Origin of the sequence: Curtobacterium sp. MCPF17_031, from assembly GCF_003234035.1 — a bacterium.
Taxonomy (GTDB): domain Bacteria; phylum Actinomycetota; class Actinomycetes; order Actinomycetales; family Microbacteriaceae; genus Curtobacterium.
The window spans coordinates 72,856-95,728 of record NZ_QKSG01000006.1; the positions used below are offsets into that span (position 1 = coordinate 72,856).

Consider the following 22,873-nt stretch of genomic DNA (forward strand, 5'->3'; position numbering starts at 1 on the left):
GCAGGAGCACCATGACCGACACCCAGTTCACCGTCGCCGTTGTCGGCGCCACCGGCCAGGTCGGCGCCGTGATGCGCCGTCTGCTCGAGGAGCGCGAATTCCCGGCGGACACGGTCCGCTTCTTCGCGAGTGCCCGTTCCGCCGGGACGAGCCTGCCGTTCCGCGGTCAGCAGATCGTGGTCGAGGACTCCGAGACCGCTGACCCGTCCGGCATCGACATCGCGCTGTTCTCTGCCGGTGCGACCGCTTCCCGCTCGCTGGCACCCCGGTTCGCCGCCGCCGGCGCGCTCGTCATCGACAACTCGAGCGCCTGGCGGCTCGACCCGCAGGTCCCGCTCGTGGTCAGCGAGGTGAACCCGGAGGCGATCGACGACGCTGAGAACGGCATCATCGCGAACCCGAACTGCACGACGATGGCGATCATGCCGGTCCTCAAGGCGCTCGACACCGAGTCCGGCCTGCGCCGCCTGGTCGCGACCACCTACCAGGCGGTCTCCGGCAGTGGGCTCGCGGGGGTCGAGGAACTCCTCGGTCAGGCCCGTGCCGCGCTCGAGCAGGACACCGCGGCGCTCACCCATGACGGGTCGGCCGTGACGTTCCCGGAGCCGGTCAAGTACGTCCGTCCGATCGCCTTCGACGTCGTCCCGCTCGCGGGCAGCATCGTCGAGGACGGCTCGGGCGAGACCGACGAGGAGCAGAAGCTCCGCAACGAGAGCCGCAAGATCCTCGACCTGCCGGACCTGCTCGTCGCCGGCACCTGCGTCCGTGTGCCCGTCTTCACCGGTCACTCGATCTCGGTGCACGCGGAGTTCGACCGTCCGCTCTCGCCCGAGCGCGCCACCGAGGTGCTCGCGGCGGCCCCGGGCGTCGAGCTGTCCGACGTCCCGACCCCGCTGCAGGCGGCCGGGCAGGACCCGACCTTCGTCGGTCGCATCCGCGCCGACCAGTCCGCTCCGGCCGGGCACGGCCTCGTCCTCTTCGTCAGCAACGACAACCTGCGGAAGGGTGCGGCCCTGAACGCCGTGCAGATCGCCGAGGTCGTCGTCGCACGGCGCGCAGTCCGCGCCTGAGGCATCCCGGAACTGCACCGACGGCGGCACGTCCGCCGGACGGGAGGCCCGTCACCAGCTGGTGACGGGCCTCCCGTCTGTTCTCCGGCGCGACGGGCCGGCCGTCAGCGGTCGGAGGTAGGCTCGACGGGTGGCAGTGAAGCAGGTGGACCCGATCGATGTCGTCCTCGTCGGGGGAGGGATCATGAGCGCCACGCTCGCCGCGATCATCCACCGACTCGAGCCGGACTGGAAGATCCGGGTCTACGAGCGGCTCGGCTCGCCTGCGCAGGAGTCGTCGAACCCGTGGAACAACGCCGGGACGGGCCACTCCGCGCTCTGCGAACTGAACTACACGCCGGAGTTGCCCGACGGTCGGGTCGACATCGCGAAGGCCGTGACGGTGAACGAGCAGTTCCAGGTGTCGCGCCAGTTCTGGTCGCACCTGGTCGAGGACGGCACGCTGCCCGACCCGAAGAGCTTCATCAACCCGACGCCGCACATCTCGTTCGTCTGGGGCGCGGACAACGTCGCCTACATGCGCGCTCGCTACGAGGCGATGAAGGACCACCCGCTGTTCGCCGGTCTCGAGTACAGCGAGGACGCTGAGCAGATCCGCAAGTGGGCGCCGGCGCTCATCCCCGGCCGCAAGAAGGACCAGCCGATCGCGGCGACGTACTCGGCAGCCGGTTCCGACGTCGACTTCGGTTCGCTCACGCGGCAGCTGTTCGACCAGCTCGAGATCGCGGGGCTCGAGTTCGAGCCGTCCCACCGCGTCACGAAGATCGTCCGCTCGAAGGTGTCCGACGGGTGGGTGCTCGACGTCCGCAACGAGGTCGGTCGCACGAAGCAGCGCATCGCCGCGGACTTCGTCTTCGTCGGGGCCGGCGGCGGCGCCCTGCAACTCCTGCAGAAGTCCGGCATCCCGGAGATCCGCGGGTACGGCGGGTTCCCGGTGTCCGGTGAGTTCCTGCGCACCGACGACCCGGAAGTCGTGCAGAAGCACTCGGCGAAGGTGTACGGCAAGGCGAGCGTCGGCGCTCCGCCGATGTCTGTGCCACACCTGGACACCCGCATCGTCGACGGCAGCGCCTCGCTCATGTTCGGCCCGTACGCCGGGTTCAGCCCGAAGTTCCTCAAGCAGGGCTCGGTCCTCGACCTGTTCACCTCGATCCGCCCGCACAACCTGCGGCCGATGCTCGCGGTGGCGTTCTCGAACTTCGACCTGGTCAAGTACCTGATCGGGCAACTGCTCGCCTCGAAGCAGACGAAGTTCGACGCGCTCCGTGACTTCATGCCCGCCGCCGAGCCGGAGCACTGGCACCGGATCACGGCCGGGCAGCGCGTCCAGGTCATCAAGCCGGACGAGGACAAGGGTGGCGTCCTGCAGTTCGGGACCGAGGTGATCACGTCGGCGGACGGGTCGATCGCCGGGTTGCTCGGGGCTTCGCCGGGCGCGTCGACGGCCGTGCCGATCATGCTGAGCCTGCTCCGCAAGTGCTTCCCGGACCGATGGGACGGCTGGCAGGGCGCGGTGCACGAGATGGTCCCGACCTACGGGCATGACCTGGGGGAGGACGCGGCGCTCGCGGACGCCACGCTGGACCGCACCGCGGCGGTCCTCGGACTGCACCGCTGACCTCCGCTGTGCTGCATCTCGTTCGAACGTGTGTTCGAATGAGGGCATGCGGTGGGACGGACAGGCGATCACGGCCGAGCGGAGCGACATGCTCCCCGGGCTCGAATCGAACAGCGGATTCGTCCGCAGTGTGACGACGCCGGAGTTCGCCGGTGTGACCTTCCACGAGGTCCTGGCCAAGTCGGCGTTGAACAAGGTCGGCGGAGCGGACGGCGGCACCTGGGGGATAACCATCAACCCCTACCGGGGGTGCAGTCACGCGTGCGTGTACTGCTTCGCCCGTCCGACCCACACCTACCTGGAGTTCGACGGCGGCGCGGACTTCGACCAGCAGATAGTCGTGAAGACGAACGTGGCGGACGTCCTGACGCGCGAGCTGGCGAAGCCGAGCTGGGACCGGCACCCGGTCGCGCTCGGGACGAACACCGACCCGTACCAGCGCGCGGAGGGTCGGTACCGACTCATGCCCGGCATCATCCGAGCGCTCGCGGATTCGGGGACGCCGTTCAGCATCCTCACGAAGGGCAGTCTGCTCCGCCGGGACATCCCGCTCCTGGTCGAGGCGGCGAAGTCGGTGCCGGTGGATATCGCCATGTCCATAGCGGTGTACGACGACGACCTGCAGCAGTCCGTCGAACCGGGCACCCCGACGACCTCGGCCCGACTGGCGACCGTCCGGGCCGTCCGTGACGCCGGGCTCGACTGCTCGGTCTTCCTCATGCCGGTCCTGCCCTACATCACGGGCACCAGGGCACACCTGCAGGATGCCGTCGGGCGCGCAGCGGCATCCGGTGCCACGAGCCTGATGTACTCGGCGCTGCACCTCAAGCCGGGCATCAAGCCGTGGTGGTACGAGTGGCTCGGCCGCACCCACCCGGACCTGGTCGGCCGGTACCGGGCGATGTACCTCGACAACACCTACGCGCCGAAGGACTACCGGCGCTGGTTGGCGGAGCGGGTCGGGCCGATCCTCCGCGAGCACGGGCTGTCGCTCGGACAGGTCGACCCCGCCACGGGCTCGATGGGCTTCTCGGACGACGCCGTCCCGCGCACGTCCGATCAGTCGCCGTTGAAGCGCGCCGACCCCGGGTACGCCCACCCGGCCGAGTACCGGCCGACGAACGGGCAACGTCCGGCCGTGGTGTCGACACCGCCGTCGAACACACTCCGGCCGGAGCCCTCCGTTCCGGGCGGGACACGGTTGTTCTGAGTCGCTGTCGGTCCAGGATCCCGTGTCCGGGGGACAGCGGAGGGTCGGTGGTCGCCGCTACCATGGTCCGGTCTGCCGCCTGAGGATCTGATCGGGGTACACCACCCCGTGCATCGTGGTTGGATCGGAAGCGGCGCCCCCGCAGCTGAACGGCCTCCCCAACGGTCGTCGGACGCGGAGAGCACTCGCTGGCCGGGTGCTCCGTGACCCATCGACCACACGGAAGGACAGCCCCGGTGCTCGGCATCCCCACGCATCTCGCCCCTCGGGTGAACGCGTGGTCGACCGTGCGCGCCTTCCACGCGGCAGCCATCGGGTCCCTCGCGGCCGCGGCGCTCCTGCTGCTGCTCTACCGACTCGACGCCCCGGACGACCACGTCCTCGGCGCGGTCCTGGCCGTCGTGCCGATGCTCGTGATGATCGGCGTGCACACCCACGTCGGCACCTGGCGCTCCGGTGCCGCGTTCCTCGTCGTCGGTGGGATCTGTGCGTGGTGGTTCGCAACCGTCGTGCAACGCGAACTCACCGACGTGCCCTGGGTGAGCTCGTACGTGCTGTCGTTGGTCGTGGTGCCGCTCGTCCTCATCGGCGGCTCCGGCAGCGGAACCGTCCGGGTCGTCCTCTGGTCGGTCTCCGGGTTCGTCGTCGGGCGGATCGTCACCGCGATCGCCGCCGTGCAGTCCGGGGGGCCCGATCACCCCCTCGTCCTCGCCTGGGTGACGCTCGGCTTTGTGATCGCGCTCGTCGTCGCGGTCAGTCGGTCGACCGCGCGCTCGGAGCGCGTCCAACCCGAGCTGCTGCGATCGGCCCGTGAAGAGCACGTCACCGCGTACCGAGCCGGCATCGAAGCCGAAGCCGCCGCGATCCTGCACGACACCGTCCTCAACCACCTCAACGCCATCGCACTCGCTCCCGCCGGTCCGATGGACGAGCACCTCGCCCGCACGATGGAGTCCGACGTCGCGATGCTCACCGGGCGGGCCTGGCTGGCGGGCGACACCGTGGCGGACGGTACCGGTCCGGCCGACGCGACGTCGGACGGGGTGGCGGCGTTCGAGCGCATGCTCGACGAGCAGCGGGCCTCGGGCCTCCAGATCACCGTGACGGGCGATCCCACGTCGGTCGGACGGTTGGACCCGCACGCGATGACCGCGGTCGTCCGTGCCGTCGGACAGTGTCTGGCGAACGTCCTGAAGCACGCTGGCACCGACGCCGCCGAGGTCAGCGTCTTCGACGATGGTGTCGCCTGCACGGTGATGGTCGTCGACGACGGCCGCGGGTTCGACGAGCAGGCGACCGGGGCGGACCGGATGGGGCTGCGCAACTCCGTCCGTGAACGCATCGGGCGCGTTGGCGGTGACGTCCAGGTGTGGTCGTCGCCCGGGTCCGGCACGAGCGTCATGATGAGCGTGCCGTTCGCTGCGTCGGTCGGTTCGGCGTCGGTCCTGCACCTCGCCGGGGACGACGACGTGGAGCGTGCCTCGTGAGTGGCGGTCGGAAGGTCGACGGTCGCACCGGCGGGAGCCGGACCGCGCAGCAGTACGACCCGCTCGGTTCGATGGGGTCGCGACCCCTCGCGGTCGTGATCGGCGCTGGCGGGGTGCTCTGGGCGACGCTGGTCTCGCTGTTCGACCGTGACGTCGTCGGCGCCCCGACCGTCAGCGCCCTGACGGTCCTGCTGCTGGCCGCCTCCGCGGTCGTGGTGATCAGTGCCTCCAGCCCGTTCCGTGCGCCGTTCACCCGCTGGGCGTTCGTCGCACACGTCGCCTTGCTCTCCGCCGCGACCGTGACCAGCGCGGCGGCGCAGTGGGGGCCGGACCGCTCGCTGGTCAACGACTTCATGGTGCTGCTCTCCGCGATCGGCATCGTCGCCGTCGCGCCGTACCGACCGTGGACCGATCTGGTGGTCGGCGGGGTCGTGCTGGCGGCGGTCAACGCGGCGACCGCCGGCACCGTCGCGGCCGTGTACCCGGCGGGCGTGCCGGTCAGCGTGGGTGCGTTCCTCGCCGCAGCGCCGACCCTCGTCCTGACCGCCGCGTCGGCCGTGTTCGCGCGGACCTTCGCCGGACTGGCCGAACGCGTGCAGATCCGCGCCGGTTCCTACTCCGTCGAGCGGGCCGAACGTGACGGCATCACCGCGAGCGTGCAGCAGGACCGGTCCACGATCCTGGCGCGCGACGTCGCGCCGTTCTTCGCCGAACTCCGGACGCGTGCATCGATCTCCGACGCCGACCGGGAACGGGCCCGTGCGATCGCCGACGGCATCCGTCAGGTGATGGTCGCGGAAGCGGACCGTACCTGGCTCGAGTACGCGGTACGGGTGTCCGGGGACGCTGCGGCGACCGTTCACGACCCCGACGGGCTGGCTGCCGCGATGGACGCTGACCAGCGGACCGTCGTCCGCACGTTCGTGCGGGCCCTGCTCCATGCCGCCACGGTGGACCCGGCCGGCGTTCGCGTCACCGTCGCCCCCGTCGGCGGTCTCGCTCCCGGTCGGGGCGCGGACGGCCCCGCGGTCAGGGGGACGACGAGACCGCGGGTGGGGATGACCTTCGACGTCGCGGTCGCCGACTCGGACGTCGGCATCCACCGGACCTTCGACCCCTACTTCGCCGTCCTCCGCGTGACGTTCCCCGACACCGACGTCGCTGTCCGGCCGTCGTCACTGACATTAAGGTTCTCGTATGACCAGCACTGACCCGAACCGGCTCGTGGAGGGCGGTCCGTCGATGCCGACCCCGGGCGCGCGCCGGGTGCGTTTGGCCATCCTCGACGACCACGAGGTCCTGCTCGACAGCCTGTCCAGCTGGATCGCGGTGAACGCCTTCGACTTCGACCTGGCCCTCACCGCCCACACCTGGCTCGAGATGGTGCACAGCGACAGCTTCCCGACGGACCTCGTGTTCCTCGACTTCCAGCTGAAGGAGCCCGTCTCGATCGAGGCCCGGGTCCGCACCTGCCGTGCCGCCGGCGCGAAGGTCATCGTGCTCTCGAGCGTCGACGCCCGCGAGTCCCGCGACCGGTCGCTGGCCGCCGGTGCCGCTGCCTTCCTGTCGAAGTCGCTGCCGATGCGCGAGGTCATGGACATCGCCCGCGAGGTCATGGGCGTCGCCCGTGAGACGCCCGCACAGCGCGAATGGCGGCCACTGCCGACGGGGGCGAGCGCACACCAGCGGCCGAAGCTCAGCCACGGCGAAGAGGAAGCACTCCGCCTCTACGTCTCCGGGTACTCCACGAACGAGGTCGCCGCGCAGATGAACGTGCAGTACGAGACCGCGAAGACCTACCTGCGCCGCGTCCGAGAGAAGTACGCGAAGGTCGGTCGTCCGGCCTCGAAGAAGTCCGACCTGATCCGTCGTGCGGCGGAGGACGGCTTCCTCGCGTAGTGGCGAAGCTCTACTTCCGCTTCGGCGCGATGAACAGCGGCAAGAGCACCGGACTCCTGCAGGCCGCCTACAACTACGAGGAGCGCGGCCAGCGCGTCCTGCTCGCGAAGCCCGCGGTCGACACGAAGGGCGACCGCGAGATCGTCTCTCGGCTCGGCGTGACGCGGACCGTCGACGTCGTCCTGCCAGCCGACGCCGATGTCCGGGCTGCCGTCGCCGATGCCGGCGCGACCGACCCGGAGTCGGCGCGCCTGGACGGCATGGTCCGACCGGTCAGCTGCGTGCTCGTCGACGAGGCGCAGTTCCTCACCCCTCGTCAGGTCGACGACCTGCTGCGCATCGCCGTCCTCGATCAGATCCCGGTCCTGGCGTACGGCATCCGCACCGACTTCCGCACCGAGGCGTTCCCGGGCAGCCGACGTCTGCTCGAGGTCGCGCACTCCCTCGAGGAGCTGAAGACGATCTGCCGCTGCGGACGGAAGGCCGTCTTCAACGCGCGGAAGATCGACGGACAGTTCGTGTTCGACGGGTCGCAGGTCGCGATCGACGGCGCCGACGTCGAGTACGAGTCCCTCTGCGCCAACTGTTACCTCACCGAGTCCGGCGGGCGGCTGGACGGCGAGACCGGGCGCTGACAGCGCGGCAGGACGGGAGGCGCGGAATGGCCGCGGGTCGGCCCACGTTGGCTTCGTCATGAGCGACGCACCCCTGCACCTTTCCGTCCTCGACCTCGCCACGCGCGAGTACGGCCAGTCGAACACCGAGGCCCTGCAGGGCTCGATCGACATGGCCGTCCGGGCCGAGCAGCTCGGCTACGAACGCTTCTGGGTCGCCGAACACCACGGCATGCCCGGGATCACCTCGTCGGCGCCCGCCGTCCTGCTCAGTGCCGTGGGAGCTGCGACCTCCACCATCCGCATCGGCTCCGGTGGCGTGATGCTGCCGAACCACGCACCCCTCGTCATCGCCGAGCAGTTCGGCACCCTCCGCGCGCTGTACGGCGACCGCGTCGACCTCGGCATCGGCCGGGCACCCGGGACGGACGGTGCGACGGCGTTGGCCCTGCGTCGCACGGACCGACTGGACGTCGACGACTTCCCGCAGCAGCTCGCCGACCTGGTCGGGTTCTTCACCGGTATGGAGGAGTCGAACCCGCTCTCCCGGATCCGCGCCGTCCCCGGCTACGGCGACGTTCCCGAGTTCTGGCTGCTCGGTTCCTCCGGCTACAGTGCACAGGTCGCCGGTGCGCTCGGGATCGCCTTCGCGTTCGCGCACCACTTCGCCTCGGACAACACCGAAGCAGCGCTCGCGCTCTACCACCAGTCGTTCCGACCCTCCCGCTTCCGGTCCCAGCCGCTCGCCCTGATCGGCGTGCAGGTCGTCACCGACGAGGACCCGGCCGTGGTCGAGGAGCAGAGTGCCCCGGGCATGATCTCGTTCATCCGGATGCGTCAGGGCACGAAGCCCGAGCCGGTGTCGATGGACGAGGCCCGCGCCTACCAGTTCTCGGACCTCGAGCGTCGGTTCATCGCCGCGCGCACCGAGCGTCAGGCGTACGGCACGCGGGACGAGGTCGCGGCGAAGATCAACGACCTGGTTCAGTCCACCGGTGCAGACGGCGTGATCGTCGCTCCGGGAGCGGCGCAGTCGCGCTACCGGCACCAGGCGCTCGAGGTCGTCGCCGGACTGCACGCCGAAGGGCGGCTGGTCCGAGCGGGCGTCGCGGCCGGCTAGGGAGCGGGCTCGCCGAGTGCGGGCAGCATCCGCGCGGATCCGTCGGGTTGCAACCGGTTCGCGCCGCGGGAGACCGTGGTGCGGACCGGTTCTCGTTGTGCGGCGGCGGAGGCGGTTGCGGGCGATGCCTCCGGCGGGAGGTCCGGACCGACCCCTGGGCTGCAGAACGGCCCTGGTTCCGAGTGGAACCAGGGCCGTGGCTGTCGGGGTGACAGGATTTGAACCTGCGACCTCGTCGTCCCGAACGACGCGCGCTACCAAGCTGCGCCACACCCCGCGGTGTGATCACTCCGTTCCCGGAGCAACCCCAGAAGTCTACCCGACGTTCGGGGGTGCACACGACCACACGATGTCAGCCGGGCGCGTCGCGGTCCGGCGGCGGCGGGGCGGGCTGAGCCGCGCCTCCAGTGCATGCCTCGCAGCCCGTCGCGGTCCCGGCGGACCGGTGCGCGGGATCCGGACGCGAAAGCGACAGAACCGCGCCGCTGGACCGTACACATCTGTCGCTTTCGACTCGGGGACTGTCCACCAACCATCCCGCGGCGTCGCCAGCGGGTGCCGGAACGTGCGTGCGGGGACGCCGAGGGACAGCGCGATGTGTCGGCGCGACCTCAGCCTCGGGCGGTGAGGGTGACGACGACGGCCTCGGGCCGCACCGCGAACCGGACCGGGGCGTAGATCGAGGTCCCGAGACCGGCCGAGACGTTGAGCCATGACCAGTGCGTGCGGTTCTGCCACTGGTGCAGACCGCTGGCGTACCGACGGGGGAGGTCCGAGTTCGTCACCAGTGCCCCGACCCCGGGGACCGCGACCTGCCCGCCGTGGGTGTGTCCGGCGAAAACGACGTCCGCACCCTGTGTGACGAAGGCGTCCAGCACACGGCGGTACGGCGCGTGGGTGACACCGATGGAGACGGGGGAGGGGCCGGATTCGTCCTCTGACCAGGGGACCTCGGAGCGCATCTCGTCGACGTTCGCCGGCAGCAGGTCCAGGCGGTCCCAGTCCCGGTGTGCATCGGAGGTGCCGAAGAGCTCGAAGCGTGAACCGCGGACCTCGATCGCGCGGGCGTGGTCGTTGAGGTCGAGCCACCCGAGCGACTCGAAGAACGCCGTCTGCCGGTCGACGTCGAGCCTGACCGGCTGGGTCTCCGGCCGCATCGAACTCGGGCCGGAGAGGTACTTCACGGGGTTGCGCGGCGACGGCGCGAAGAAGTCGTTCGAGCCGTACACGAAGGCACCGGGGACACCGCGGAACGGCTCGAGGGCGTACTCGACGGCAGTGTTGGCGGTCTCGTGCCCGAGGTTGTCGCCGGTGTTCACGATGAAGTCCGGCTCGACCAGGCTGAGATCGCGGATCCACTGCTGCTTGTCGGCCTGCCACGGAGCCATGTGGATGTCGGAGAGGTGCAGCACCGTCACGTCCCGAGAACCCGCGGGCAGGACGGGGACGGTCTCCCACCGGATGCCGAACCGTCGACGCTCGACCAGTGACCCCCACGCAGCCGAGGCGACGCCGACCGCGGCACCCGCGGCTAGGACGCCGAGGGCGCCGCGGCCGCGCGTCATCGGCAGGCCTTCGGAGCCTTGCCGTCCTTGTTGCCGAACAGCTTCAGGGTCACGCCGCTGCCCTTGGCGACAGCGGTCCCGGCGCCCGGGGCGATCGCCGCCACGGTGCACTCGTTCTTGCCGTCGCCACGCTCGTACTCGCCGGCTATCGCCACGTTCGTGAAGCCGGCCCCCGACAGTTCGGAACGAGCGTCGTCGACCTTCTCGCCCCCGACGTCGGGAACCGAGGCCTGCGAGCCGTCAGTCGTGTAGACGGTCACGCTCGAGCCCTTCGAGAGCTGCAGACCGGCCGCGGGGCTCGTGGTGGAGACCGTCCCCGCGGTCCCGCCGCCAGCCTGGACGCCACCGTCGACGTAGGTCAGTCCCGCGTTGGCCAGCGCCGCTCGTGCTGCGTCGGGGGTCTGACCGGCGACGTTCGGGACGGTGATGCTGTTGCCGCGGATCGCCGCTGTGGTCGGGGTCTCGAACTGGCCGCCCGGGTACTGGGTGTTCACGACCGTCTGGGCCTGTCGCCACAGTGCCGTACGGGAGCCGGCGTAGGCGCCGTTCGGGCCGTACACGAACCGGAGGTTCTGCTTGCCGACCGTGTTGCCCAACCAAGCAGCGGTCGCGACCTTCGTCGACGCACCGACGATCCAGATCTGGTCGGCATCGTCGGTCGTTCCGGTCTTCGCGAACTCGTCGTAGCCGTCGGGGGTGCGACCGCCGGGGGCCGTACCGATCGTGAGGACCTTCTTGAGCGCGAAGATCGCGGTTGCGGTGACCTGCGGGTCGACGGCCTGCGTGCATTCCTTCGGCTGACCGCCGAGCGACTTGCCGTCCGCGTTCGTCACGTTGTCGATCGCGATGGGCCGGCAGAAGTTGCCCTTGTTCGCCAAGCCGGCGTAGGCAGCCGCCATGGTCAGCGGAGCGATGTAGTTCGTGCCGAGGACGAACGAGGCGTTCGTCTTGACTGCGGAGGTCGTGGACTTGGACATGTCGTCGGCGTACTCGGTGGAGGTCGGACGCGGCTTGGCGAGGTGGACGCCGAGGCTCTCCGCGGTCTTGCGGATGTCGCAGAAGTCGAGTTTCTGGGCCATCTGGACGTAGGAGTTGTTGATCGACCGGTACGTGGCGTTCTCGACGGTCATGTTGCCGCCTTCGCCGGGGGCGTCGTTCCGTACCGGGTAATTGACGTTCAGCGGAGCATCGCACTGGGTGAAACTCGAGAAGGTGCGCGGCGTGCCGTTCACGATCTCCTGCAGGCCGTGCCCGTTCTGCAGCCAGTTCAACAGCGTGAACGGCTTGAACGTCGAACCGGTCTGGAAGCCCTCGCCACCACCGTACTTCTGGTCGACACTGAAGTTGATGCCGGTGTCGGTGGCCGGCGCGCAGGCGTTGGGGTCAGCACCCTCCGTGCCACACGCCGCGAGCTGGTTGTAGTTCTTGTTCTGCACCATCGTGAGCACCCGACCGGTGTCGGCCTCGACCGAGTTGAGTACGCCGCCCAGGGCGAACCGGGACTCGGTGTTCGGGGCGTACGCGTTGATCAGGTCCTTCTGCGCGTTGTTCAGGTCCAGGTTCAGCGTGGTCTGGATCGTGTAGCCACCGTTGCGCCAAGCGGCGTCGCGCTGCTTCTGCGTCGCGCCGAGCTGCGACATCTCCTTGACGACCTGCACCGCGTAGTCGCAGAAGAACTGCGCGCCGTTGCCCGCGGCGGCCTTGCAGCCCTGCGTCGGGTCGGTCAGGTGCACGTAGTCAGCCGGCTTGGACGCGATGGCCTCGTCGAACTGCTTCTTGTCGATGTGCTTCTGCGCGTACATCGACTTGAGGATGACGTCACGTCGGGCGACGTTGGCGTCGTAGAACTTGGGGTCGGACAGGTTGCGGGTGTTCGGGGACTGCACGATCGCCAGGATCGACGCGCCCTCGGCCGGCGTGAGGTCGGTGGCGTTCTTGCCGAAGTAGTGCTGGGCTGCCGCCTGGACGCCGTACGTCTGGTCACCGAAGAAGGCGATGTTGAGGTACCCGGTGAGGATGTCCTTCTTCGAGTACTTCTTCGCGAGCCCGATCGCGAGCTTCATCTCCTCGAGCTTGCGGGAGACCGAGACCTTCGTCGCCTCGTTGTAGGCCTTGAGACGCTCCTCCGGAGTCGGGAGCTCGAGGGCCTGCTGCATCTTGATGTTGCGGACCAGCTGCATCGTCAGCGTCGAGCCACCGCCCGAGTCGCCGAGGCCACCCCCGGCGACCGTGCCCACACCCGCGCGGACCAGCGAGGTCATGTCGACACCGCCGTGGTCCCAGAAGCGCTTGTCCTCGCCGTCGATGGCCGCGTTCTTCAGGTTGTCGCTGATCTGGTCGTACTTGAGCTCCTGGCGGTTCTGGTCGTAGACCGTCGCCAGGTGCACGGGCTTGCCGCCCTGGTAGGCCAGGACCTCGTTGCGCTGGGGCAGGTCACCGAGCTCGATGTACTCGGGCAGGGACTCGAACACACCGATCGTCGAGGTCGTCGTGACACCGGCGACGGCGATGGCCGGCGTGACACCGATGGTGACGAGCAGACCGGCGAGCGCGCTGAAGCCGACGAAACCGATGAAGGCGCCGACTGCGGAGACGGGCTTGGTCCGACGGGCAGACGTCTTCTGGGCAGACATAGGATGCAGCCTAAACGACACCTCGGACTGAAAGGCTGGCAAGGAACCGCATGCGCCGCTGGGAATACCTCACGACTCCGTTGATCATCCACAACACCACTGCCATCCTCAACAACTTCGGTTACGAGGGCTGGGAGTTGGTCCAGGTCGTCACCGGCCCCGAGGGCGGCCTGGTCGCCTACCTGAAGCGTCCGAAGGCCGACGCGTGAGCATCGAGGACCGCCTGCGCGAGCTCGGCCTCACGATCCCGGCCGTCGCGGCCCCGGTCGCCGCCTACGTCCCGGCTGTCGTCTCTGGCCGTCACGTCTTCACAGCGGGGCAGCTGCCCTTCGTCGACGGCGCCCTCCCGGTCACCGGCAAGGTCGGCTCGGGGGTCGACGCCGCGACCGCGACCGCGCAGGCACGTCAGGCCGCGCTGAACGGCCTCGCCGCCGTGCAGAGCGTCGCCGGGTCGCTCGACCGGGTGGCGAAGGTCGTCAAGGTGACGGTCTTCGTCGCCTCGGACCCGTCGTTCACCGGTCAGCCCGGGGTCGCGAACGGTGCCTCGCAGCTCGTCGGCGACGTCTTCGGTGAAGCGGGCGTCCACGCCCGCAGTGCCGTCGGCGTCGCGGTGCTGCCGCTCGACGCCCCCGTCGAGGTGGAACTGATCGTCGAGCTGACGGACTGAACCACCGGCGGACGGAAGCCGTCCGCGGACAGCAGGAGAGCCTCCAGACAGACCGGCCTGGAGGCTCTTCCTGCGTCCCGCGAGCTACATCAGTTCCGCGATCGTCGCCATGATCGTCGGGTCGGCCAGCGTCGTCGTGTCACCGATTCGGCGGCCCTCGGCCGCGTCGCGGAGGAGGCGCCGCATGATCTTGCCGGAGCGCGTCTTCGGCAGCTCGGGGACGATGACGACCTGGCGTGGCTTCGCGATCGGGCCGATCCGCTTGCCGACCCAGTTGCGGAGTTCCGTCGCTGCGGAGTCGCGGTCGACGTCGGCGGCTGCTTCGGCGGTGAGGATCACGAACGCGACCACGGCCTGCCCGGTCGTCTCGTCGGCGGCACCGACGACGGCCGCCTCGGCGACGCCCTCGTGTCCGACCAGCGCCGACTCGATCTCGGCGGTGGACAGGCGGTGCCCGGAGACGTTCATGACGTCGTCGACGCGCCCCTGCACCCAGATGTCGCCCTGTCCGTCGAGTCTCGCCCCGTCCCCGGCGAAGTACTTGCCGGGGAACCGGGACCAGTAGGTCTCGACGAACCGGTCCGGGTCGCCCCAGATACCGCGTGCCATCGACGGCCACGGTTCGGTGATGGTGAGGTAGCCGCTGCCGCCGGGGTCGACGCGGTGTCCGTCGTCGTCGACGATCTCGGCGACGATGCCCGGCAGCGGCGTCTGGGCCGCGCCGGGCTTGAGCTTCGTGACGCCGGGCAGGGCGGAGATCATGATCCCGCCGGTCTCGGTCTGCCACCACGTGTCCACGATCGGCGTCCGGTCGTGGCCGATGACCTGCCGGTACCACTGCCACGCCTCGGGGTTGATCGGTTCGCCGACGCTGCCGAGCAGGCGCAGGGTCTCGAGGCTGCGCGCCTCCGGGATCTGACGGCCGGCCTTCATCGCCGCCCGCACGGCCGTCGGAGCCGTGTAGAGGACGGTGACGCCGTACGCGTCGACCAGGTCCCACCAGCGGCCGGGCTCCGGCTCGTCCGGCGTGCCCTCGTAGAGGACCTGCGTCACGCCGTTCGCCAGCGGTCCGTAGACGACGTAGGTGTGCCCGGTGATCCAGCCGATGTCGGCCGTGCACCAGTACACGTCCTTCTCCGGGTGCATGTCGAACACGTTCTTGTGCGTGTACGCCGCCTGCGTCAGGTAGCCGCCCGAGGTGTGCACGATGCCCTTGGGCTTCCCGGTCGTGCCCGAGGTGTACAGGATGAAGAGGGGGTTCTCGGCGGGGAAGGCCTGCGCCTCGTGCTCCGGAGCGGCGGCGGCGAACTCGTCGTGCCACCAGCGGTCCCGGTCCGTCCAGTCGACGTCGTTGCCGCCGCGCTGCACCACCAGGACGTGCTCGACGCTGGCGGTGCCCTCGCCCTGCAGGGCCTCGTCGACCGCGGGCTTGAGCGGTGAGACGGCGCCACGTCGCCAGCCGCCGTCCGCCGTCACGACGACCTTGGCACCCGCGTCCTCGATGCGGGCGCGCAGGCTCTCGGCGCTGAACCCACCGAAGACGACGGAGTGGATCGCGCCGAGGCGTGCGATGGCCAGCATGGTGACCACGGCCTCCGGGATGAGCGGCAGGTAGACGACGACGCGGTCGCCCTGACCCACGCCGAGCCCTTCGAGCATGTTCGCGGCCCGCTGGACGTCCGCGGTCAGCTGCGCGTACGTGATGGTGCGGGTGTCGCCGTTCGCCCCCTCGAAGTTGATGGCGACGCGGTCACCGTTGCCGGCGCGGACGTGACGGTCGAGGCAGTTCTCGGCGACGTTCAACTCGCCGTCGGCGAACCAGCGGGCGAACGGTGCCGCCGACCAGTCGAGCGCGCTCGTGAACGGCGTCCGCCAGTCCAGCAGTGCTCGGGACTGTTCGGCCCAGAAGGCCACACGGTCGGCGCTGGCCGCGTCGTGCAGGCCGCTGTCGGCGACCGCGTCGGCCACGAACTCCGGGGACGGCGGGAAGGTCGTCTGGTCGTCGTGGATCTGGTCCTGCTGCGGCATCGTCATCGATGTCCTCTCGTCTCGTCCGCCCGAGGCGTGGTCGGACCCACCGAGGCAGTCGACGACCGGGCGCCTTCGCAGACTACTCCGGGCGACACCGCAGCCGAGGCGCCGGTGGACGACTCGGTCACCGGCGATGCTCGGGTGCAGCCTCGCGCAGCCGGGAGGCCGATCCGCGCGCAGGATCGCGTTCTCCGGTCAGCGGTGTCGTCGCATCCCGTTCCTGGGGTACAGTTGTCCGTGCCGGGCTCGTTCCCGGTGGCGCCGGTCAAGATTCCCCCCAATCCGCCGGTGTCCTGGCGGCACCCGTTCCCCCCAACAGGTGCCGCCTCTTCTTTTTCCCGTGGTTCCCTCATGTGTGACGGCGCCCACGCGGCGGGTCCGACCCGGCTCGATCCGCGGAGGGACGCGGAACGGTGAACAGAACGGTCCACCAGCAGAGTTGCTCGCTGCGTCCTGGTCGACCTGAGGACAGCGCGGTCCGTGCCTGTCGTGTCCCCCTCTTGGCCGACCGGCGGCGACTCCGCAGCGCGCTGCAGGCGACGGGGTACGGCCGACGAGATCGGGGTACAAGTCCGGCACGATCGGGCCCGCCGGATGCGTTCTCCACCGATCCGGTCAGGAGGCCCGCCCGCCGTCGACCACGCCCGTACCGTCCTCGACATGCACCGGCATCGCGCACCGTTCCTGCCCGGCACACCACGACCGGACCACCAGCGGCAGGCTGCGTCGCTCGTCGACTTCGAGGAGCTCGCGCCCCTCGTCGCCGACGACCGTGTCACCGACGTCCTGGTGCTCGGGGGGCGCGGGGTGTGGACCGACCGCGGGACGGGCCTCACCGCGGTCGGTGGACTCGTCCTGTCCGAGACCCGCGCCCGCGACCTCGCCCGTTCCCTCGTGGCCCGCGGCGGGCGGCACATCGACGAGACCACGCCGTGTGCGGACGTCCGACACGGCGACGGCATCCGCGTCCACGCGGTCCTCGCTCCGGTGAGTGTCCTCGGCACGGCGATCTCGATCCGGCTGCCACAGAACGCGCTGCCGAGCATCGCCCGGCTCGTCGGCGGCGGGTTCTTCGAGCGGATCCCGCGGACCGTGGTCGACCGCGCCGTGCAGGAACGACGGAATGTCCTGGTCACCGGAGCGACCGGCAGTGGCAAGACGACCCTGCTCGCGGCGATGCTCGGCCTGGTCCCGACCGACGAGCGGATCGTCACGGTGGAGGACGTCGCCGAACTCCGGATCGACCACCCCCACGTCGTCGCACTCGAAGCACGACAGGCCAACGCGGAGGGTGCCGGAGCGCTCGGCACCGAACGACTCCTCCGGGAAGCGCTGCGGATGCGGCCCGACCGGATCGTCGTGGGGGAGTGTCGGGGCGCCGAGGTCCGGGAACTCACGTCAGCGCTCAACACCGGGCACGACGGGGGAGCGGGGACGGTCCACGCGAACGGGGTCGACGACGTCGCGGCGCGGCTCGAGGCGCTCGGGGCGCTCGCCGGTCTCACCCCGGGGTCGCTCGCGCGGCAGGCGGCGAGTGCGTTCGACCTCGTCCTGCACGTGGAGCGTCGGAACGGGGTGCGACGGCTCGCCGAGGTGGGGCGCTTCGGGGTGGACCGGCAGGGGCGGCTCGAGGTCATGCCGGTCTCGATCGGTGCGTCCGGGGGACTGGGGATGCCCGGGCGGGAACGGGCGCGACGGGCTCGCGCAGTGCCGGCGGGTTCCCTGGGGACAGCTGGTCCGGGTGGTGACGGCGACGGCGAGCGGGGAGACGGCGTGATCGCGGGTGGCCCCGGTCCGGTCGGCTCGGCGATCGGCGGTCCGCGCGCCGCTGGTGGAGCACATCGACGGACCCGCAGAGCGTGACGCGGACGGATGACGCGCTCGCCGCGGCGCGGGCGTTGGACCGGGTCGCCGTGCTCGTGTCCGCCGGCGTCCCGCCGTCCCGGGCCGTGGCACTCGTGGCCGGACCCGGGCCGGGAGCACCCACCGTGGCGGCTGGGGGCCGTCCGGAGATCGACGGAGTGCTCGCCGTGGCGGCACGGACAGGAGCGCCCGTCGTGCCCGCACTCCGGGCGCTCGCGGGGTCGTTACGGGACCGGGCGGCGGCGGAACGAGCGATCCGTACGGCGTCGGCCGGGCCACGGGCCAGCGCCAGGGTGGTCCTGGCGCTCCCGGCGTTCGGCGTGCTGCTCGGTTCGGCATGGGGCGTCGACACCGTCGGGGTGCTCACCCGGACGTCGGTCGGGTGGTGCTGCATCCTCGTCGCTGTGGCCCTCGTGGTCGTGGCCGCGCGGTGGACCCGCCACCTGCTCGCCGAGGCCTCCGACAGCGGACCGACACCCGGCCTCCTGCTCGAGGTGTGGGCCGTCGCGCTGTCCGGAGGCGGCGCGTGGATCGACGCGGCGCACACCGTCGAAGCGGTCTACGGCGACCGGGCCTGGCCCGACGCTGACCGGGAGTGCCTCGTCGAGACCCTCGCCCTGGCCGACCACGCGGGGGTCCCGGCGGCCGGTCTCCTCCGCGCCGGCGCCGTCGACCGTCGTGCTGATGCAGCCGCCGAGGGCCTGGTGCGTGCTGAACGACTCGGGGTGCGACTGGTGCTGCCGCTCGGCGTCTGCGTGCTGCCGGCGTTCGTGTCGGTCGGAGTGGTGCCCGTCGTGCTCGGCATCCTCTCCTCCACATCCACAGGCCTCCGTTGAACTCTGCACGGACCCGTCGGTTGGCCCCTGCCGAAGGGCGCGTCCGCCGAAGGTGGAGGCAGGTCCCCGCGCCGCAAGCACCTCGCGCGGGGCCGGTCACGAGCACCGGACCGACCGGTGCCGCGAGAGAGAGGAACGACGCCATGCAGGAAGGACACTCCGACGCTGCCCCGGACACACCGTCGGCCGAACGAGCACAGCGGCTCGGACGGCATCCATCGCCGAGCCCAGCGTCGCCGAGCCGGTTGTCCGATGACCAGGGATCCGCCACCGCCGAGTACGCCGTCGTCATCCTGGCGGCGGTGGCCTTCGCCGGCGTCCTCGTCGCGGTCATGCGGTCCGGCGAGGTGCAGGCGATCCTCACGGACCTCGTCCGGACGGCGCTCACACCATGAAAGGGGAACGACGCGTCAGCCACGACCGGGACGAGCACCAGGATCACCGCCGGAACCAGCACCAGGACGACGGCCGTGACCGCGGATCGGTGACGGTCGAGTTCGCCCTCGCCCTGCCGGTCTTCGCCGTGGTCTTGGCCGCGGCGATCGCCGGGGTGATGGCCGTCGACGGGCAGGGGCGGCTGCAGACCGCCGCCGCCGTCGCTGCCCGGGCATTCGCGCGCGGTGACGACCCGGCTGCGCGACAGGCCCTCGAGCGAGCCGACGCCGGCACGGTCCGTGTCGAACGTGCGGCGGGACTCGTCTGCGTCCGTGCCGCACGACCCGCCGGCACGGGGCCGTTCTCGGACGTCGTCCTGCAGGGGAGCGGCTGCGCCGTGGACGAGGCCGACACCGGTGACCGGTCCTGACGCGACCGGACCGACACGGTCCACGACGGGGCGCCACCGCGGTGGCCTGCGGCCCAGGAACGCGCGGGCCAGCACCATGCGGGCCGGCACCCTGCGGGCTGGTGAGCAGGGATCCGCCACGGTGGCGCTCGCGGCCGTCCTCGCGGTGGTCATCCTCGTGACGGGCTCGTTCCTCGGCGCGGCCGGACACCGGGTCGGGGCCGCTCGTGCGCGGGGAGCGGCCGACGCGGCGGCGCTCGCCGCGGCGGCATCGGCCATCGGCCTGGTGTCGGGCCCGCCCTGCCGTGCTGCTGGACGCCTCGCTCGGGCCAACGGAGCCGTCCTCGTCGCCTGCGGTGTGGACGGGGTGGTCGCCCGGGTCGAGGTGGCTGCCGGCGGTGGCCTGCCGTCCGCCCACGCCGTCGCCGTGGCCGGCCCACGGCCTGCTGCGGCGACGGTCGGCCGACGCGCCGTGGGCAGCCCGCGCGGTTCAGCCACGTCCGGCGGACTCGCTCCGGCTCCACCGGCCATCCCCACCGGAGTGTGTATGGTGTGCCTGTCGGCCCGCCGGTCACCGAATTCCCGGTCGACCCGGACACTTCCACGACGTCCGTCGGCCGATCAGCACCATCGATCAAGGAGTCACGTGCCAGGCACGAAGAAGCTCGTGATCGTCGAGAGCCCCGCGAAGGCGAAGACGATCGCGCAATACCTCGGTGACGGATACGACGTCCAGGCGTCTGTCGGACACATCCGTGACCTCGTCGAGCCCAAGAACCTGCCGGCCGAGCTCAAGAAGGGCTCCCTCGGCAAGTTCTCCGTGGACGTCGACAACGGGTTCGAGCCGTACTACGTCGTCTCCGATGCGAAGAAGAAGACCGTCGCGGACCTCAAGCGTGCGCTGAAGGACGCCGACGAGCTCTACCTCGCAACAGATGAGGACCGCGAGGGCGAGGCCATCGCGTGGCACCTGCTGCAGGTGCTGAAGCCCAAGGTGCCCGTCAAACGCATGGTGTTCCACGAGATCACCAAGGAAGCCATCCAGCGTGCCCAGGAAGCCACGCGGGAACTCGACACCGCGCTGGTCGACGCCCAGGAGACCCGTCGCATCCTCGACCGGCTCTACGGGTACGAGGTCTCGCCGGTGCTCTGGCGCAAGGTCGGGCCGGGCCTCTCCGCCGGTCGTGTCCAGTCCGCGGCGACCCGCCTCGTCGTCGACCGTGAGCGCGAGCGTCTCGCCTTCGTCTCGGCGAACTACTGGGACCTGACGGCGCGCTTCGAGAAGTCCGACGAGGGGGCCTTCACGGCTCGCCTCGCCCGGATCCAGGGCAAGCGCGTGGCCTCCGGCCGTGACTTCGACGACCGTGGTCAGACCACGGCGGACGTCGTCCGTCTCGACGAGGGCTCGGCGAGCTCGCTCTCCGCGGTCCTCGACCGCGCCGGCGACGCCGTCGTCCGCAGCGTCGAGTCGAAGCCGTACACACGCCGACCGGCAGCTCCGTTCACCACGTCGACGCTGCAGCAGGAAGCCGCGCGCAAGCTCCGCTTCTCGGCCCGTCAGACGATGAGCGTCGCGCAGTCGCTGTACGAGAACGGCCACATCACCTACATGCGTACCGACTCCGCGTCGCTGTCGCAGCAGGCGATCACCGCCGCACGCAAGCAGGCGACCGCCCTCTACGGCGCGGACTCGATCCCGGCGAAGCCCCGTTCCTACGCCGGCAAGAGCAAGAACGCGCAGGAGGCCCACGAGGCGATCCGCCCCGCCGGCGACACGTTCAAGACGCCGTCGCAGATGGAGGGTGTCCTCCGCGGCAACGACCTCCGTCTCTACGACCTCATCTGGAAGCGCACGGTCGCGTCGCAGATGGCCGACGCCAAGGGCTCGACCGCGTCCGTGGTGCTCGGGATCGCGTCGACCGAGTCGATCGAGGGCCTGGCGTCCACGGCGAGCGGCACCGACGTCGAGTTCACGGCGTCCGGCACGGTCATCACCTTCCGTGGGTTCCTCAACGCCTACGAAGAAGGCCGCGACGAAGAGCGCTCCTCGGGCGACTCCGCGGACGACGCGAAGCTGCCGCAGATGGCCGAAGGTGACCACCTCGGCGTCTCCGACGTGGCGGCCAAGGGGCACGACACCTCCGCACCTCCGCGCTACACCGAGGCCAGCCTGGTCAAGACGCTCGAAGAGCTCGGGATCGGGCGCCCGTCGACCTACGCCGCGATCCTCTCCACGATCATGGACCGCGGGTACGTGACGCAGCGCGGGACCGCCCTGGTGCCGAACTGGATCGCGTTCAGCGTCGTGCGTCTGCTCGAGGACTACTTCGGGGACCTCGTGCAGTACGACTTCACGGCCGAGATGGAGAACGACCTCGACCGCATCGCCAGCGGCGAGGAAGACCGTGTCGACTGGCTCAAGGAGTTCTACTTCGGTGGCGGTGACCAGCGCGGACTCCGCACGGTCATCGACAACCTCGGTGAGATCGACGCACGCGAGATCAACTCGGTCGAGCTCGCGCCGGGCCTGACCCTCCGCATCGGTCGGTACGGCCCCTACATCGAGACCCCGAGCGACGACCCGGAGAAACCGCGCCGCGTCAATGTGCCGGAGGACATCGCGCCGGACGAGCTCACCCTCGAGAAGGCCCGCGAACTCGTCGAGGCGCCGGTCGTCAGCGACCGCGTGGTGGGCATCAACCCGCAGACGGGCAAGGAGGTCCTGGCGAAGGACGGCCGCTTCGGTCCGTACGTGACCGAGCGCACCCCGGAGCCCGAGCCGACGGTCGACCCGGCGACGGGCGAGGTCCTGGCGGCTGAACCAGAACCGGCTGCAGCGGCAGAGGCGGCAGCGAGTACGGCGACGGGCGTGAAGACCGCGACCAAGACCGGCGCGAAGACCGCCGCCGCGAACAAGACGCCCGCGAAGAAGGCCACGGCCAAGAAGGCAGCGGCCCCGAAGGAGCGCACGGCCTCCCTCTTCAAGTCGATGGACCCAGGGTCGGTCGACCTCGAGACCGCGCTGAAACTCCTCGACCTCCCGCGCACGGTCGGGACGGACCCGGAGTCCGGCGACGAGATCACCGCGCAGAACGGTCGCTACGGGCCCTACCTCAAGAAGGGCACCGACACCCGGACCCTGCCGAGCGAGGACGCGATCTTCGACGTCGACCTGCCCGGTGCCCTCGAGCTCTTCGCGCAGCCGAAGTACGGCGCCAAGCGTGCCGCAAGCGCGGCGCTCAAGGAGTTCGACGCGGACCCGGTGTCCGGCAAGCCGATCAAGGTGAAGGACGGCCGCTTCGGCCCGTACGTCACCGACGGCGAGACGAACGCCACGATCCCGCGCGGCGAAGAGGTCGAGACGGTGGACTTCGAGCGTGCGGTCCAGCTCCTCGCGGACAAGCGCGCCAAGGGCCCGGTCAAGAAGAAGGCACCGGCCCGACGCGCCCCCGCGAAGAAGAAGTGAGCACGGACGG

The 22,873-nt window shown here is 70.5% G+C and carries 18 protein-coding genes and 1 tRNA gene; 15 read left to right on the forward strand and 4 right to left on the reverse strand.

Translation table 11 applies throughout. From position 1 onward, the window contains the following. Positions 1–11 precede the first annotated feature (11 nt). The 8 genes from DEJ31_RS10190 (at position 12) to DEJ31_RS10225 (ending at position 9,018) form a co-directional block, all read left to right on the forward strand. Positions 12–1,070, forward strand: a complete 1,059-nt coding sequence (locus tag DEJ31_RS10190; RefSeq protein WP_110902667.1) for an aspartate-semialdehyde dehydrogenase — start codon at positions 12–14, stop codon at positions 1,068–1,070. Between the two features lie 130 nt (positions 1,071–1,200). Continuing rightward, on the forward strand, positions 1,201–2,688 hold the full coding sequence (locus DEJ31_RS10195; protein WP_110902668.1) for a malate:quinone oxidoreductase: 1,488 nt from the start codon (positions 1,201–1,203) through the stop codon (positions 2,686–2,688). 46 nt (positions 2,689–2,734) lie between these two features. Continuing rightward, positions 2,735–3,898: an Rv2578c family radical SAM protein gene (locus DEJ31_RS10200; protein ID WP_111121789.1), complete on the forward strand. Its 1,164-nt coding sequence runs from the start codon at positions 2,735–2,737 to the stop codon at positions 3,896–3,898. Positions 3,899–4,134: 236 nt separating this feature from the next. Then, positions 4,135–5,385, forward strand: a complete 1,251-nt coding sequence (locus tag DEJ31_RS10205) for a sensor histidine kinase (RefSeq protein ID WP_110902670.1) — start codon at positions 4,135–4,137, stop codon at positions 5,383–5,385. After that, the gene (locus DEJ31_RS10210; protein ID WP_111121790.1) at positions 5,382–6,596 is read left to right on the forward strand and encodes a hypothetical protein; all 1,215 of its coding nucleotides are present in this window, start codon (positions 5,382–5,384) and stop codon (positions 6,594–6,596) included. Before DEJ31_RS10205 ends, DEJ31_RS10210 begins: the two co-directional genes overlap by 4 nt. Continuing rightward, complete coding sequence (locus tag DEJ31_RS10215) at positions 6,583–7,284, forward strand: response regulator (RefSeq protein WP_258366259.1); 702 nt, start codon at positions 6,583–6,585, stop codon at positions 7,282–7,284. The genes DEJ31_RS10210 and DEJ31_RS10215 overlap by 14 nt, the downstream gene beginning before the upstream one ends. Then, positions 7,284–7,919 (forward strand): thymidine kinase, encoded by a 636-nt coding sequence (locus DEJ31_RS10220; RefSeq protein WP_110902672.1) that lies wholly within the window; start codon positions 7,284–7,286, stop codon positions 7,917–7,919. The genes DEJ31_RS10215 and DEJ31_RS10220 overlap by 1 nt, the downstream gene beginning before the upstream one ends. 58 nt (positions 7,920–7,977) lie before the next feature. Continuing rightward, entirely contained in the window at positions 7,978–9,018 is a 1,041-nt protein-coding gene (locus DEJ31_RS10225) for an LLM class flavin-dependent oxidoreductase (protein ID WP_111121791.1), read from the forward strand. 203 nt (positions 9,019–9,221) lie between these two features. On the opposite strand, the gene DEJ31_RS10230 is transcribed toward DEJ31_RS10225, so the two are convergent. The 3 genes from DEJ31_RS10230 to DEJ31_RS10240 all read right to left on the reverse strand — a co-directional run bounded on the left by DEJ31_RS10230 (position 9,222) and on the right by DEJ31_RS10240 (position 13,216). Further along, positions 9,222–9,295: transfer RNA gene (locus tag DEJ31_RS10230), tRNA-Pro, on the reverse strand. 334 nt (positions 9,296–9,629) lie between these two features. After that, positions 9,630–10,583: a metallophosphoesterase gene (locus tag DEJ31_RS10235; protein ID WP_110902674.1), complete on the reverse strand. Its 954-nt coding sequence runs from the start codon at positions 10,581–10,583 to the stop codon at positions 9,630–9,632. Continuing rightward, positions 10,580–13,216: a transglycosylase domain-containing protein gene (locus DEJ31_RS10240; RefSeq protein ID WP_111121792.1), complete on the reverse strand. Its 2,637-nt coding sequence runs from the start codon at positions 13,214–13,216 to the stop codon at positions 10,580–10,582. The genes DEJ31_RS10235 and DEJ31_RS10240 overlap by 4 nt, the downstream gene beginning before the upstream one ends. Before the next feature lie 50 nt (positions 13,217–13,266). Here DEJ31_RS10240 and DEJ31_RS17200 point away from each other — a divergent pair, with 50 nt between their 5' ends. Next, positions 13,267–13,425: a hypothetical protein gene (locus tag DEJ31_RS17200; protein ID WP_181433501.1), complete on the forward strand. Its 159-nt coding sequence runs from the start codon at positions 13,267–13,269 to the stop codon at positions 13,423–13,425. Next, on the forward strand, positions 13,422–13,883 hold the full coding sequence (locus DEJ31_RS10245; RefSeq protein ID WP_110902676.1) for a RidA family protein: 462 nt from the start codon (positions 13,422–13,424) through the stop codon (positions 13,881–13,883). Before DEJ31_RS17200 ends, DEJ31_RS10245 begins: the two co-directional genes overlap by 4 nt. A gap of 84 nt (positions 13,884–13,967) precedes the next feature. Here DEJ31_RS10245 and acs read toward each other — a convergent pair whose 3' ends face one another. Continuing rightward, entirely contained in the window at positions 13,968–15,917 is a 1,950-nt protein-coding gene (gene acs, locus DEJ31_RS10250) for an acetate--CoA ligase (protein WP_181433502.1), read from the reverse strand. Positions 15,918–16,574: 657 nt separating this feature from the next. Here acs and DEJ31_RS10255 point away from each other — a divergent pair. From DEJ31_RS10255 to topA, 5 genes are all read left to right on the forward strand, one after another. Next, positions 16,575–17,777, forward strand: coding sequence for a CpaF family protein (locus DEJ31_RS10255; RefSeq protein ID WP_146243135.1), 1,203 nt, complete (start codon positions 16,575–16,577; stop codon positions 17,775–17,777). After that, a complete protein-coding gene (locus DEJ31_RS10260) occupies positions 17,774–18,613 on the forward strand; it encodes a type II secretion system F family protein (protein ID WP_111044359.1) in 840 nt (279 codons plus the stop codon). The genes DEJ31_RS10255 and DEJ31_RS10260 overlap by 4 nt, the downstream gene beginning before the upstream one ends. A 143-nt stretch (positions 18,614–18,756) precedes the next feature. Further along, on the forward strand, positions 18,757–19,008 hold the full coding sequence (locus DEJ31_RS17785) for a DUF4244 domain-containing protein (protein WP_110902678.1): 252 nt from the start codon (positions 18,757–18,759) through the stop codon (positions 19,006–19,008). Beyond that, positions 19,005–19,418, forward strand: a complete 414-nt coding sequence (locus DEJ31_RS10270; protein WP_111121793.1) for a TadE family protein — start codon at positions 19,005–19,007, stop codon at positions 19,416–19,418. Before DEJ31_RS17785 ends, DEJ31_RS10270 begins: the two co-directional genes overlap by 4 nt. Positions 19,419–20,043: 625 nt before the next feature. Beyond that, complete coding sequence (gene topA / locus DEJ31_RS10275) at positions 20,044–22,863, forward strand: type I DNA topoisomerase (protein ID WP_111121794.1); 2,820 nt, start codon at positions 20,044–20,046, stop codon at positions 22,861–22,863. Positions 22,864–22,873: the final 10 nt, after the last annotated feature.

What these genes read in the sequence shown, in the direction of transcription:
- DEJ31_RS10190 (WP_110902667.1), top strand. Translation starts at nt 12, where the DNA reads ATGACCGACACCCAGTTCACCGTCGCCGTTGTCGGCGCCACCGGCCAG.
- DEJ31_RS10200 (WP_111121789.1), top strand. Translation starts at nt 2,735, where the DNA reads ATGCGGTGGGACGGACAGGCGATCACGGCCGAGCGGAGCGACATGCTC.
- DEJ31_RS10215 (WP_258366259.1), top strand. Translation starts at nt 6,583, where the DNA reads ATGACCAGCACTGACCCGAACCGGCTCGTGGAGGGCGGTCCGTCGATG.
- DEJ31_RS10225 (WP_111121791.1), top strand. Translation starts at nt 7,978, where the DNA reads ATGAGCGACGCACCCCTGCACCTTTCCGTCCTCGACCTCGCCACGCGC.
- DEJ31_RS10235 (WP_110902674.1), bottom strand. Translation starts at nt 10,583, where the DNA reads ATGACGCGCGGCCGCGGCGCCCTCGGCGTCCTAGCCGCGGGTGCCGCG.
- DEJ31_RS10240 (WP_111121792.1), bottom strand. Translation starts at nt 13,216, where the DNA reads ATGTCTGCCCAGAAGACGTCTGCCCGTCGGACCAAGCCCGTCTCCGCA.
- DEJ31_RS17200 (WP_181433501.1), top strand. Translation starts at nt 13,267, where the DNA reads ATGCGCCGCTGGGAATACCTCACGACTCCGTTGATCATCCACAACACC.
- acs (WP_181433502.1), bottom strand. Translation starts at nt 15,917, where the DNA reads ATGACGATGCCGCAGCAGGACCAGATCCACGACGACCAGACGACCTTC.
- DEJ31_RS10255 (WP_146243135.1), top strand. Translation starts at nt 16,575, where the DNA reads ATGCACCGGCATCGCGCACCGTTCCTGCCCGGCACACCACGACCGGAC.
- DEJ31_RS17785 (WP_110902678.1), top strand. Translation starts at nt 18,757, where the DNA reads ATGCAGGAAGGACACTCCGACGCTGCCCCGGACACACCGTCGGCCGAA.
- DEJ31_RS10270 (WP_111121793.1), top strand. Translation starts at nt 19,005, where the DNA reads ATGAAAGGGGAACGACGCGTCAGCCACGACCGGGACGAGCACCAGGAT.